Genomic DNA, 11,802 nt, shown 5'->3' with positions numbered 1-11,802 from the left:
TGGGGCTTCGCCCACGCCGACGGGTGGTGCGGCGGTCACTGGCCGCGCGGGACCACCGAGGACAGGACGGAGGGCAGGGGGTACCAGTCCGCCGACACCACGTTCGCATGGCGGCCGGCGAGCAGCCCGACCCGCTCGCGGGCCTGGGCTTCGGTGGGGCGGGTGCCGTCGATGGCGGGGGCGACGTTGTGCGCGTCCGTCATGACGACGAGGTAGTTCCGGCTCGCGTACCAGGCCGTGTCGATGGAGCTGCCCGTATAGGTGGATGCGTCGCCGTCGAAGAGGACGAACCACGGGCGGATGCCGGCGTCCGCGTACCGTGTTCGGGGGTCGCCCGCCTGGGCCCGGTGGACCGCAGGGAACGCGGCTGCCTCACGCAGCCGTCCGGCCGCCGCCAAGTCCCGCAGGTGCATGGCGTATTCGCGGTCGGTCCACAGGGTGTCGGCCGGGTTGTCCTCCTCGACCGTGCCCGGTATCAGTTCCACGAGGAACTTCCCGGCCAGAGCCGAGCGGCTGGGCCAGCCGCCGGCGCGGACCGCGGTGTCGAGGTCGGGGTGGCCGCCCACCACGTCCGCGGGCCGCAGCAGCGCGTCGCCCAGCTTGGCCGTCAGCAGGGCGTCCAGTGCGGCGGGTCCCCGTCCGTACTTCCCCTGGAAGCCGTCCTTGAGCTCGACCTTGAGCAGCACGGGCCGGTGACCGGGGTGGGCGTTGTGCCAGGCCTGGATGTCGGCGAGGCAGCCGCCGAGATCCTGGTTGCGGGACTTGGTGCGCAGCTCGCCGGCGTGTGCCGCGTTCTCGCAGTTGTTGTCGTTGCCGAACGGGTTGCTGTGCGAGACCCGCCAGCCCCGGCCGAACGCGTTGGTCCACACGTCGATTTCGAGCATCGCGGCGCCGGATTCCAGCGCGTCGGCGAAGTGCGGGTACTTCGACTTCTCGTAGGCGTTGTGCACGCCGACCCCGGTAGTCGCCGAGTAGGCGAGCTGACCGGGGTCGGCGGAGCGGGCCTGGCCCGGCAGGAACGCGACCGCGAGCACCCCCGCCGCCACGGTGGTCGCGGCTGTGCGCAACGGCTTCCTCATGGTCCCCTGCCCTCCGTCGAAGCGCGTCAAGTCGGAGGGACAGTAGAGGAGTTGAGTGTCCTACGGGAAGCGTGCTGCTGGACGTACGATGACCGGACGGCTCAGCTGACCAACCGTCAGCGAACCAGCCATTCGTCGAGGATGCCGGGCGCGGCCGTGGCCGCGAACGCCGGTGCCTCTTCGGCGTCCAGGTCGGGGATGCGATAGCCGTGTCCGCCCGCGGCCACCGCGGCTGTCAGGGTGACCAGCCCATGGCGCCGGCCGTACGGGGAGGTGGTGAGGGTCCAGGCGGCGATCGCGTCGCGCTCCAGGGCCAGCGTGTCGCGGCTGAACGTACCGGAGCGGGCGAGCAGATACGGCCCGCTCAGCCCGTGGCCCAGGTTTCGGTGGGCGTCGCGGGCGAGGAGCCACACGGCGATCGTCGCGACCGTCGCGTACATCCAGGCGCAGGGCAGCAGCACGGGGGTGAGCAGGACGCCGAGGCCCAGCAGGGCGACGGCCGGCGGCAGCACGGCGACGTACAGCCCGCGCCGCACGCGCTGGTGCAGCGCCGCGCGCGGGTGCGCGGTGAGCGAGGGCTGCCCGAACGGCGAGGCCTGCGACCGGCGCAGGGCGCCCGCGGCGACCCGTAGCGCCGTCGCGCGCGGGGCGGGCGGCAGCAGGGCGCCGCGCCGCCGGGCCTCCTCGGCATCGCCCAGGCCGCCCGCCACCGCCTGGACGGTGGCGCCTCCGCCCGCTCTCAGCAGCAGCGGCTCACGGAGCATCACCCCTCGCAGCCGGTCCCGTTCGATCCCCACCGACCGGGTCGTCAGCAGCCCCCGGCGTACGGTCAGGGTGCGGTCGTCGCTCCACTCGGTCCGCAGCCCCCACCAGTTCTCCACGTACAGCGCGAGCGCGCCGAGGGACCCGGCCGTCAGGACGGCGATCAGCAGCGCGGGCACGGTCACCCACAGCACGCTCCGTCCGAACTCGTCGAAACCGTCGCGGACAAGGCCGGTCTTCCACCACTCGACGTCGGCCGCGTCCAGGACGCGCAGCACCGTGCCGACGGCCACGCCGACACCGCCGATCACCCAGAAGGTGAGGGGCGCGTACCGCAGCCAGCGCCAGTCGATCCGGGCGAGCAGCGGCTCGTGGTCATCGAGGGAGGCCGTGCGCCCGGCGTGCTGCGAGGCGGCGGCCCTCAGCCGTTCGCCCTCCTTGACGGTCAGGGCGTTGAGGGTGATCTCCCCGGCCGTCCCCGAGCCTGCCGTGCCGGCCCGGACGACGGTCAGGCCCAGTATTCGGTGCAGGGGAGTGGCCGTCAGGTCCACCGACCGTATCCGGGACAGCGGCACGCTGCGCCGCCGTCGGTTCAGCACGCCGCTGTGCACCTCCAGGCTGTCCGCGCTCACGCGGTAGCGCGTACGGCTCCAGCTGAGACCTCCGACCAGGGTGAGCACCGCGAACGTGCCGGCGATGGAGGCCAGCGTGATCAGCCCGGCGGTGCCGATGCGGCCGCCGGTGGCCAGCGCGGTGAGGACGAGCGATCCCAGGGGCGCGGCCAGCCAGCCGCAGTGCACCAGGAGGGTGCGCGCGGCGGGCCTGCGCCAGCGTCCTCCGGCCCGGGTGCCTTGGGGGCGCGCGCCCGTGGCAGTGGCCGTCCCCTGACCCCCGGTCGGCGCGCTCACGCGGCGTCTCCCGGAACGGCCTGGGCCGCCTCACCGATCCGCCGGGCCAGCTGTTCGGCGTCCGCGTCGGAGAGTCCGGCGATCCGGATGTCGCCGGCTGTGGAGGCGGTGGTGACCGTGACCGTCGCCAGGCCGAAGCGCCGCTGCACCGGCCCGCGCACCGTGTCCACCGTCTGGACCCGGGACAGCGGGGCGACCCTTCGCCGCTGCCATATCCAGCCTCCCGCCGCGTACACCGAATGCTGCCCCAGCTCCCAGGCCTGGACGGCGTACCGCCCGCGGGGCATCAGCGTCAGATAGCCGACGGCGGGCAGGACCAGCGTGACCAGCAGGAGCGGGCCGAGCCAGGCGAAGGCTCCCGCGAAGAAGAGGGCGCAGAGTGCCGTGAGCGTGAGCGCGACCAGCAGCATCGGTCCGCTCACGGTCAGCAGGGCCTGGACGGTCCACCAGCGCAGGGCGCGTGGATCCGCCCGATGGCGGGGCGGCCTGAGCACGGGTGCGGCGGGCGTGGACATGGGCGGTACCGCTTTCCAAGTCAACTGTATTGGATAGCGATACGTTACAACAGTACAAGTGACTTGCGAAAGGGAGTGGGAGCGAAAATGCCCAAGAAGGTCGACCACGAAGCCAGACGCCAGGAGATCTCCGAGGCGCTCTGGCGGATCGCCAGCACCCGTGGCCTGGACGGCGTGAGCCTGCGGGACGTCGCCGCGGAGGCGGGCATCTCGCTCGGCAGGCTGCAGCACTACTTCCGCACGAAGGACGAGATGCTGCTCTTCGCCCTGCGCTACATCAACACCCTCGGCGCCGACCGCATCCGCACCCGGATCGAGGAGATGGCCGCCGGCATGGTCGAACAGCCCCCGCCCCGCGCCATCCTGCGCGCCTGCCTCGGCGGCATGCTTCCCCTCGACGACAAGAGCCGCATCGGCCACCGCGTCTCCGCCGCCTACTTCGCCCGCGCCGTACACGACAAGGAGCTGCGCGCCGAAGCCCGCGAGGGAATCCCCAAACTGGCCGCGTTCTTCGCCGACCTGCTACGCCAGGCACAGGACCGCGGCGAGATCGCCGCCGACCGCGACCCCGACGCCGAGGCCATGCTGCTGATCAGCCTGGCCGACGGCCTCACCGCGTACACCCTGCTCGACGTGCAGACCCCTGAGCGGGCCGAGCAACTGCTCGACCAGCACCTCGGCCGTCTCTTCACCCCCGCCGACGATTCCCCCGGGCAGCCATAGGAGGCGTCCAGCCCGCGCCCGGGTGCGGCCGGAGCGCCCCGCGTGCACCATGGCGGCATGCTGCTGGCCCGCCTCGCGGACGTCTCGCGCCGCATCGCCGCCACCTCCGCCCGGTCGGAGAAGATCGCCGCGCTGGCCGCCCTGTTCGCCGAGGCCCGCCCCGAGGAGAGCCCGCTGGCCATCTCCTACCTCGCCGGCCAACTCCCGCAGGGCCGCATCGGCGTGGGCTGGAGCACCCTGAAGGACGCCCTGCCGCCGGCGATCCCGCCCGCCGACGAGCCCACCCTCACGCTCGCCGACACCGACGCCACGATGACCGCCCTCGCCCGGCTCTCCGGCCCCGGCTCCCAGACCGAGCGCAAGCGCCTCGTCCGCACCCTCATGGCGGCCGCCACCTTCCCCGAACAGGAATTCCTGCTCAGGCTGCTCAGCGGGGAGGTACGGCAGGGCGCACTCGACGCGATCGCCCTGGAGGGCGTCGCCCGCGCGGCCGGCGTACCCGCGGCGGACCTCCGCCGCGCCGTGATGCTCGAAGGCTCGCTGCCCCGCGTCGCCCAGGCCCTGCTCGACCAGGGCCACACCGCCCTGACCGCCTTCGGTCTACGGGTCGGCCGCCCCGTCCAGCCCATGCTCGCCCACACCGCGGCGTCCGTCACCGAAGCAGTCCGCACGCTGGGACCTTGCGTCGTCGAGGAGAAGCTCGACGGGATCCGCATCCAGGTCCACCGCTCCGGCGACGACATCCGCGTGCACACCCGCTCCCTCGACGACATCACCGACCGGCTGCCCGACGTCGTCGCCGTGGCCCAGGACGTACCCGCCGACGCCTTCATCCTCGACGGCGAGGTCATCGCCCTGGACCCGGCCGGACGGCCCGCCGCCTTCCAGGACATCGCCTCCCGCGTCGGCTCCCGACTCGACGTCTCCACCGCGCGCGCCACCCTGCCCCTGTTCCCGGTCTTCTTCGACGTCCTCGCCGCCGACGGGGAGGTACTCATCGACCGGCCCGGCCGTGAACGCCACCTGGTCCTCGCCCGGCTCCTGCCAGAGCCCCTGAGAGTCCGCCGCCTCGTCGTCGAGGACCCCACCTCGGCCCCGCAGACCGAGGCGGCCGAAGCCTTCCTCGCCGAGACCCTCCACCGCGGCCACGAAGGCGTCCTGGTCAAAGCGCTCGACGCGCCCTACACCGCGGGCCGCCGCGGCCGTTCATGGCTCAAGGTCAAACCGGTCCACACCCTCGACCTCGTCGTCCTCGCCGTCGAATACGGCCACGGCCGCCGCACCGGGCTGCTCTCCAACCTCCACCTCGGCGCCCGCGCGGCCGACGGCGGCTTCGTGATGCTCGGCAAGACGTTCAAGGGCCTGACCGACGAGATGCTCCGCTGGCAGACCGAACGGCTGCGTGAACTGGCCGTCGAGGATGACGGGTTCACCGTGCGCGTGCGCCCCGAACTCGTCGTGGAGATCGCCTACGACGGCCTCCAGCGCTCCACCCGCTACCCGGCCGGGGTGACCCTGCGTTTCGCCCGGGTCCTGCGCCACCGCCCCGACAAACCCGCCGCCGAGGCGGACACCGTCGAGGACGTGCTGAGGACTCAGCCGCCGCTGGTGTAGCGGTGGCGTGCCCACAGCGGCAGCACGTACCAGCACAGCAGGTACCAAGCGATCAGCCCCGCCACCAGCCATGGGATGAACCCGCCGTCACTGGCCACCCGCAGGATGAGCAACAGCGCCGACGTCAGCGTCGCGAGGAGCAGCACCAGACCGATGAAGGTGAGCCGCGAGGCCCATTCCACGGTCTGCGGCTTGATGCGTCGGCCCGCCACGATCCGGTGGAACGAGACCGGCCCGATCAGCGCACCCGTCGCCGCGGCACCCAGTGCCACGGTCACGATGTAGATGGTCCGTTCGGTCGGCGCCAGCTCCGGGAAACGCGGGGTGAAGACGACAGTGAGCAGGAAGCCGAAGAGGATCTGCACACCCGTCTGGGCGACCCGGATCTCCTGCATCAGTTCGATCCAGCGCCGGTCGGCCCGCTCCTCAGGCGTCTCGTCCCGGCCCTTGCCCTCGACGCGCGCCTGCCTGTCCCGCCGGTCCCGCTCACTCTCCTGCGAGCCCTGGCGTATCTGCTCGGACATTCGACCTCCCGAATCCGGCCCCACATCAGGCGGATAACCACACCGGCGCTTCCCAATCCCGCTGTACGCCACCTCGCACCTGGAATCGCGCACCCGGAATCCCGCCAGTACGGCACCCGGACGAAACCCACGGGTGTCGCACCACCGGAGCGTGACCGCCCGTCGCCGCCCCCTCATGCTCGTACGGTCGCCCCACTTCCGCCGCTCGGCAGGAGGGACACCCCTACGTGCGCACGATCGCCCGGCTCGCCGTCCTCACTCTGATGGCGGCCGTCCCGCTGAGCGGCTGTGCGGTGCCCCAGGACCGACAGGAGGCCGTGAGGAAGGCGACGGAACGGTTCGCCGCCCTCCATGCCGCGGGTGACTTCCGTGCCGCCTGCGCACTGCTCACCCCCGCCACCAGGGAAGAAGCGGTCCACACCGGCGGCCCCACCTGCGCCCAGTCGCTGGCCGAGGCGGACCTGCCCGAGCCGGGCGCGATCCGTTCCACCGACGTGTACGGCCGCCAGGCCCGGGTCGAACTCGCCACCGACACCTACTTCCTCACCTCCTTCCCGGACGGCTGGCGGATCAGCGCGGCAGGCTGCACACCCCGCGAGGGCAGGCCCTACCGCTGTCTCCTGAAAGGAGACTGAGGACCGATGCGCGTCATGTTCGTGATCTACCTGGTCGGGCTGGTCTGCGGGCTTGTCTACTTCTCCGTCGTAGGAGCGCTCCACGGATGACCCGCCTGTCACGCTTCCTCAAGGACAACGGCATCTCGGTCGTGTTCGGCATGGGATTCCTGCTCAGCCTGCTCGGCCAGGCCTTCGCGGGCCGCGCGGAGTTCAACGAGGAGCTCCAGTCGGACGGGGCACGCCCGGTCGGCTTCTTCGAGTACGTCGCGACCTCCCACTTCGCCGTCGACGTCACCGAGAACTGGCAGTCCGAGTACCTCCAGTTCTTCCTCTTCCTCTTCAGCACCGTCTGGCTCCTCCAGCGGGGCTCGCCGGAGTCGAAGGAGCTCCACAAGGCCGGCCTCGAATCCGACAAGGACCAGCGCGTGGGGCGCCACGCGCGCGAGGACTCCCCGCGCTGGGCCGCCGCGGGCGGAGTGCGCCAGGCCGTGTACTCGCGATCCCTGGGCATCGTGATGCTCACCGCGTTCCTCGGCTCATGGCTCGCCCAGTCCATCTCCGGCGCGGCCGCGCTGAGCGAGGAACGCCTGCGCGGCCTCGAGGAACCCGTCCCCTGGGCGAGCTACCTCCTCTCGGCCGACTTCTGGAGCCGCACCCTCCAGAACTGGCAGTCCGAGCTGCTGGCCGTCGGCTCGATGGCGATCTTCGCCGTGTATCTGCGCCAGCGCGGATCACCGGAGTCCAAACCGGTCGGGGCCTCCCATGACGCCACCGGGATCGAGGGGTGATCTCGTTCCGCCCCGCGGGACCAGGGGGCCACCACACTGCACAAGGGGCTCCGAAAAGGGATGCTGTAAGAAGCAAGGGAGCTGGGGACGCCGTCCGTGCCGTCCCTCCGGGTCACGAGGAGATGAACGACGTGGAGGACAGGAACATCGACACCGACGTCACGGTGCAGCTGAGCGGCTGTGTCCAGGCAGACGCGAAGGCCGTGTTCGACGTACTGGACCGGGTCTTCGTGTGTGAGGACATGTCCGTCTCCAAGGAGCCGACCCCGCAGGGCCCGGAGACCACGGTCTGGCTCGCCACGTTCGACACGGCCCGCCCGGCAAGCCGGGAGCCGCTGCCACCCGCGCATCTGACCGCCGAGGTCGGCGCGCTGCTCACCGGCGGCTACCACGCCGTGGACGAGATCGAGAAGGCCCTCGCCGGCAGCTTCGACGTACGGTCGCTGCAGTCGGTCTCGGGCGACCAGGAGACAGAGGCGCGGATGCTGCTCGCCTCCCGCTGACGACACGGGCGCAAGGACCGACCAGGCTCCTCCCGGCCCCCGCCGGTACTCACCGGCGGGGGCCGTCGTGCGCCCGCCGCCCGCCTTCCCGCTGACCTCCTGACCTCCCCACAGGGGTGCCCAGGCGTGCCCACACCCCCTATACATGCCATGTATACACCGCGTGTAGAGTGCACGGCGTGCCAGTTGATCACGCCTGCCCGGGCCCGGTCGGGTGTGCTCACGCCGAACACCGTGAAAGTGAGTTGTGCATGATCAGGAAGAAGAGGGTTGCCCGCCGGAGGACCGGAGTCGCTCTGCTGGCGATGGCCTCCCTGGTCCTCGCGCTCGGCGGCTGCGGCGTCGATCCGGTCTCCCCGGTGGACGTCAGGGACGAGGCCGGCGCCGACGCCAAGGCCCCCGCGGGCGCGGTCGACTGTCGCAAGGCCAAGTGCATCGCCCTGACCTTCGACGCCGGCCCGGGCAAGGACACGCCCCGCCTGCTCGACACCCTCAAGAAGGAGAAGGTCCCGGCCACCTTCTTCCTGCTCGGCAAGAAGCACGTCGACCGCTACCCCGAGGTCGTGCGCCGGATCGCCGCCGAAGGGCACGAGGTCGCCAACCACACGTGGACGCATCAGATCCTCACCGACCTGGAGCCCGAAGAGGTCCGCGCGGAGCTCTCCCGCACCCAGGACGCCATCGAGAAGCTGACCGGTCGCAAGCCGACCCTGATGCGGCCCCCGCAGGGCCGGACCGACGACACCGTCTCCGACGTCAGCCGTGAACTCGGCCTCGCGCAGGTGCTCTGGAGTGTCACCGCCAAGGACTACTCCACGACCGACTCCAAGCTCATACAGCAGCGCGTCCTCGACGGCGCGGAGAAGGACGGGATCATCCTGCTGCACGACATCTACGACGGCACCGTGCCCGCCGTGCCCGGCGTCATCGACGAGCTGAAGAAGCGGGGCTTCACCTTCGTGACCGTGCCCCAGCTGCTCGCCCCGGGCAAGGCGGAGCCGGGCGAGGTCTACCGGCCGTAGCCCCGGCACCGCACATGACCTGGCGGTGAGGTGGCTCACACCGACTATCGGACAGCCTCGGGAACCCATCCCGATGGTTTATTGTTCATGCATATGTGACCGCGCAGGGCACGGCATCCCGGACCCGCGCTGTCACCACGAACGGCCCCGGTTGGAATCCCCCGTCCAACCGGGGCTTCGTCGTACCCGGCCCCGCCGCCCCTCATCTCGCCGTGATGACGACTCCGTATCGACGGCTCCATGTTGACGACTCGCACCCGCATTCGACGGCCCCGGCGAATCGGTTCATCGGTTGCCCCGCCCGGCGCCCCGGACCGCACGGCTTTCCCGGGTCCCCGCGCGCCCCTTTCTCCTTCGGGTGACACCTCGCATCTCCGTGCCCGAGGCGGGCATCGAAAGTGATGTACCCCCGACGATCGAGGACCGGGGCCCGCACCCCGAGGAACCACCATGCTCCGCAGGCTCGCCCCGGCCGTCACCGCCGCCGCGCTCCTCCTGACCGGCTGCACCACCCCCGTCCCCGCCCCGGCCGCCCCGACCCGGAACCCCGCCCCCGTCACGGACCCGGCCGACGACGACCTCCTCAAGGCCGCCCAGCTCACCCTCGTCACTCGCTGCCTCGCACGACAGGGGCTGGCCCTCCCCACCCGGACCCGCAGCACCGAAGACCCTCGGCTCCAGGCCACGCTGTTCGGCACAGGACCGAGCGAACTGTCCCTCACGCTCCCCACCGGGGCCACCGTCACCGCCCACACCGACGGATGCCTCGCCGACGCGTTGCACACCCTCTACGGCGACCAGCGGCGCTGGTTCCACGCCCAGGTCACCGTCAACAACCTGCGGGCCCTCGCCGCGGACCGCATGAAGACCGACCCCGCCCACCGTGCCGCCATGGCTCGCTGGACCGACTGCGCCGCCCCGCCCCGCGGCTCCCTGCCCGACCGCGTCCCCCCGGCCGTCGCGGACCGCTGCGCCGTGCAGAGCGGGCTCGTACGGGTACGCGCCCGGTTGGAGCCGGCCGAGCTGGCCCGCGTGCGCGCCGAACGCCGCGATCAGCTCACCACCTACCAGCAGCTGCGCACCCGCGCACTGCGGCGGGCGTCGGCGCTCATGGGCGCCGACCCCGCGATCACCATCCAACCGAAAGGCACACACGGCACATGAGCCTGAAGCACAGCCTCGTCGGCGCCGCCGCGGCGCTGCTCCTCGCCACCGGCGGCCTCGCCCTCGCCGCACCGGCCGGCGCGGCCGACTGTCCCAGCGGCCACTTCTGCACCTGGACCAACGCCAACTTCGACGGCCAGAGGGCCAACTGGAGCGGCGACGACGGCTGGTGGGAGAGCTGGATCGCCGACGAGGACTCCTCCTGGGCCAACCACGGCATCTCCGGTCCGGGCGTCAAGGACCATGTGAAGGTGTTCTCGCGCGCCCACCAGGGCGGGCACATGACGATCTGTCTGGCCCCGGGGCAGGAGGTCGGCTACAACGGCGCGGCCAACGACCACGGCGACTCCCACACCTGGGCCATGAGCTGCTGATCACGGCCACCCGCATCCTGGCCTTCAGGATGACCCTCGTCCGGGGCCCCAACCCGGGCCCCGGACGAGGGGGGAGTGACCTCGTAGCGGGATGTCCGCCGCCCGCTCCCGGGCTTGCGAGCGACCGTTGTCGATCATGTATGGTTGCGGCTCCGGTACGCAGACCAAGGAGGTGAGACCCATCAACGCCAGTTCAGGCAGGGTGCTCTCGCCTCACGGATGTGCGGTCTGACCGACAAGGTCGACCACGGGAGCGCCCCAGGGCATCCCGAAAGGCCGTCTTGTCCCTCACCGTTTCACCCCGTATGCACGCCACCGTCATCACCAAGCTCCGCTCCGCCGGCTGTGTCTTCGCCGAGGACGAAGCCGAGCTGCTGATCTCCGCAGCCCGCACGGACGCCGACCTCGACACCATGGTCGACCGCCGCGTCGAAGGGCTCCCCCTGGAACACGTCCTCGGCTGGGCCGAGTTCTGCGGTCTGCGGATCACCGTCGACGCCGGTGTCTTCGTTCCCCGCCGCCGAACCGAATTCCTGGTCCAGCAGGCCGTCGCCCTGGCCCGCCCCGGGGCGGTCGTCCTCGACCTGTGCTGCGGCAGCGGCGCCGTCGGCGCCGCCGTGGCCGCCGCCGTCGACGGCATCGAGCTGCACGCCGCCGACGTCGACCCCGCCGCCGTGCGCTGCGCACGGCGCAATGTCACCGCTGTCGGGGGCCGCGCCTACGAGGGCGACCTCTACGCACCCCTCCCCGCCGAGCTGCGGGGCCGCGTGGACGTGCTGGTTGCCAACGCCCCGTACGTACCGTCCGAGGCGATCGGCTTCCTGCCGCCGGAGGCCCGCGACCACGAGCCGCTCGTTGCCCTCGACGGCGGTGCCGACGGCCTGGACGTCCAGCGCCGCGTCACCGAAGGGGCCACCACCTGGCTGGCACCCGGCGGAAGCCTGCTCATCGAGACGAGTGAACGCCAGGCACCGCACACCGCGGCCGCGATGAACGCCCATGGTCTGGTCCCGCGGATCGTCGGCTGCGACGACCTGGACGCCACCGTGGTCGTCGGGTCGCGCCCCTCCCTCGGCCGGCCGGAAGAGCGCTGATGAAGCTGGGCGCCGCGTCTGCCGCGCGGCAGACGCGGCGCCCCGCCCGTGGGCGGGCCGAGACGCTCCCGCACTACCGGGAGCCGGCTACACACGTGCGTGCGTGGGGATGTTC

13 protein-coding genes are annotated in these 11,802 nt (G+C 71.9%); 9 read left to right on the top strand and 4 right to left on the bottom strand.

Features of this window, described 5'->3' with window-relative positions:
* Nucleotides 1-35: 35 nt before the first annotated feature.
* From ACZ7LT_RS07265 to ACZ7LT_RS07255, 3 genes are all read right to left on the bottom strand, one after another.
* A complete protein-coding gene (locus ACZ7LT_RS07265; protein ID WP_471235000.1) occupies nt 36-1,079 on the bottom strand; it encodes a phosphatidylinositol-specific phospholipase C domain-containing protein in 1,044 nt (347 codons plus the stop codon).
* A 116-nt stretch (nt 1,080-1,195) separates the two neighbouring features.
* Entirely contained in the window at nt 1,196-2,749 is a 1,554-nt protein-coding gene (locus tag ACZ7LT_RS07260; RefSeq protein ID WP_471234999.1) for a PH domain-containing protein, read from the bottom strand.
* A complete protein-coding gene (locus ACZ7LT_RS07255) occupies nt 2,746-3,264 on the bottom strand; it encodes a PH domain-containing protein (protein ID WP_471234998.1) in 519 nt (172 codons plus the stop codon). Before ACZ7LT_RS07255 ends, ACZ7LT_RS07260 begins: the two co-directional genes overlap by 4 nt.
* 87 nt (nt 3,265-3,351) lie before the next feature.
* Between ACZ7LT_RS07255 and ACZ7LT_RS07250 the strand changes: the two genes are divergently transcribed.
* Nucleotides 3,352-3,987 (top strand): TetR/AcrR family transcriptional regulator, encoded by a 636-nt coding sequence (locus ACZ7LT_RS07250; RefSeq protein WP_471234997.1) that lies wholly within the window; start codon nt 3,352-3,354, stop codon nt 3,985-3,987.
* Nucleotides 3,988-4,044: 57 nt separating this feature from the next.
* Nucleotides 4,045-5,601 (top strand): ATP-dependent DNA ligase, encoded by a 1,557-nt coding sequence (locus tag ACZ7LT_RS07245; RefSeq protein WP_471234996.1) that lies wholly within the window; start codon nt 4,045-4,047, stop codon nt 5,599-5,601.
* On the opposite strand, the gene ACZ7LT_RS07240 is transcribed toward ACZ7LT_RS07245, so the two are convergent.
* Nucleotides 5,583-6,125, bottom strand: a complete 543-nt coding sequence (locus tag ACZ7LT_RS07240; RefSeq protein WP_471234995.1) for a DUF6328 family protein — start codon at nt 6,123-6,125, stop codon at nt 5,583-5,585. The two genes, ACZ7LT_RS07245 and ACZ7LT_RS07240, sit on opposite strands and share 19 nt — an antisense overlap.
* A gap of 227 nt (nt 6,126-6,352) precedes the next feature.
* Here ACZ7LT_RS07240 and ACZ7LT_RS07235 point away from each other — a divergent pair, with 227 nt between their 5' ends.
* From ACZ7LT_RS07235 to ACZ7LT_RS07205, 7 genes are all read left to right on the top strand, one after another.
* On the top strand, nt 6,353-6,760 hold the full coding sequence (locus ACZ7LT_RS07235) for a hypothetical protein (protein WP_471234994.1): 408 nt from the start codon (nt 6,353-6,355) through the stop codon (nt 6,758-6,760).
* Nucleotides 6,761-6,846: 86 nt separating this feature from the next.
* Nucleotides 6,847-7,530, top strand: a complete 684-nt coding sequence (locus ACZ7LT_RS07230) for a DUF6766 family protein (RefSeq protein WP_471234993.1) — start codon at nt 6,847-6,849, stop codon at nt 7,528-7,530.
* A 122-nt stretch (nt 7,531-7,652) separates the two neighbouring features.
* The gene (locus tag ACZ7LT_RS07225; RefSeq protein ID WP_471234992.1) at nt 7,653-8,033 is read left to right on the top strand and encodes a hypothetical protein; all 381 of its coding nucleotides are present in this window, start codon (nt 7,653-7,655) and stop codon (nt 8,031-8,033) included.
* 305 nt (nt 8,034-8,338) lie between these two features.
* Entirely contained in the window at nt 8,339-9,055 is a 717-nt protein-coding gene (locus ACZ7LT_RS07220; RefSeq protein WP_471235601.1) for a polysaccharide deacetylase family protein, read from the top strand.
* 450 nt (nt 9,056-9,505) lie between these two features.
* Nucleotides 9,506-10,219 (top strand): hypothetical protein, encoded by a 714-nt coding sequence (locus ACZ7LT_RS07215; RefSeq protein ID WP_471234991.1) that lies wholly within the window; start codon nt 9,506-9,508, stop codon nt 10,217-10,219.
* A complete protein-coding gene (locus ACZ7LT_RS07210) occupies nt 10,216-10,593 on the top strand; it encodes a peptidase inhibitor family I36 protein (protein ID WP_471234990.1) in 378 nt (125 codons plus the stop codon). Before ACZ7LT_RS07215 ends, ACZ7LT_RS07210 begins: the two co-directional genes overlap by 4 nt.
* 305 nt (nt 10,594-10,898) lie before the next feature.
* A complete protein-coding gene (locus ACZ7LT_RS07205; protein WP_471234989.1) occupies nt 10,899-11,687 on the top strand; it encodes a putative protein N(5)-glutamine methyltransferase in 789 nt (262 codons plus the stop codon).
* Nucleotides 11,688-11,802: the final 115 nt, after the last annotated feature.

Source organism: Streptomyces sp. NPDC039465 (genome assembly GCF_055639315.1).
This window is presented reverse-complemented; position numbering and strand designations above follow the sequence as displayed.

Excerpts from the sequence above, each read along its gene's own strand:
- ACZ7LT_RS07240 (WP_471234995.1), bottom strand. The coding sequence starts at position 6,125 with ATGTCCGAGCAGATACGCCAGGGCTCGCAGGAGAGTGAGCGGGACCGG.
- ACZ7LT_RS07205 (WP_471234989.1), top strand. The coding sequence starts at position 10,899 with ATGCACGCCACCGTCATCACCAAGCTCCGCTCCGCCGGCTGTGTCTTC.
- ACZ7LT_RS07210 (WP_471234990.1), top strand. The coding sequence starts at position 10,216 with ATGAGCCTGAAGCACAGCCTCGTCGGCGCCGCCGCGGCGCTGCTCCTC.
- ACZ7LT_RS07245 (WP_471234996.1), top strand. The coding sequence starts at position 4,045 with ATGCTGCTGGCCCGCCTCGCGGACGTCTCGCGCCGCATCGCCGCCACC.
- ACZ7LT_RS07230 (WP_471234993.1), top strand. The coding sequence starts at position 6,847 with ATGACCCGCCTGTCACGCTTCCTCAAGGACAACGGCATCTCGGTCGTG.
- ACZ7LT_RS07265 (WP_471235000.1), bottom strand. The coding sequence starts at position 1,079 with ATGAGGAAGCCGTTGCGCACAGCCGCGACCACCGTGGCGGCGGGGGTG.
- ACZ7LT_RS07250 (WP_471234997.1), top strand. The coding sequence starts at position 3,352 with ATGCCCAAGAAGGTCGACCACGAAGCCAGACGCCAGGAGATCTCCGAG.
- ACZ7LT_RS07225 (WP_471234992.1), top strand. The coding sequence starts at position 7,653 with ATGAACGACGTGGAGGACAGGAACATCGACACCGACGTCACGGTGCAG.
- ACZ7LT_RS07215 (WP_471234991.1), top strand. The coding sequence starts at position 9,506 with ATGCTCCGCAGGCTCGCCCCGGCCGTCACCGCCGCCGCGCTCCTCCTG.
- ACZ7LT_RS07220 (WP_471235601.1), top strand. The coding sequence starts at position 8,339 with ATGGCCTCCCTGGTCCTCGCGCTCGGCGGCTGCGGCGTCGATCCGGTC.
- ACZ7LT_RS07255 (WP_471234998.1), bottom strand. The coding sequence starts at position 3,264 with ATGTCCACGCCCGCCGCACCCGTGCTCAGGCCGCCCCGCCATCGGGCG.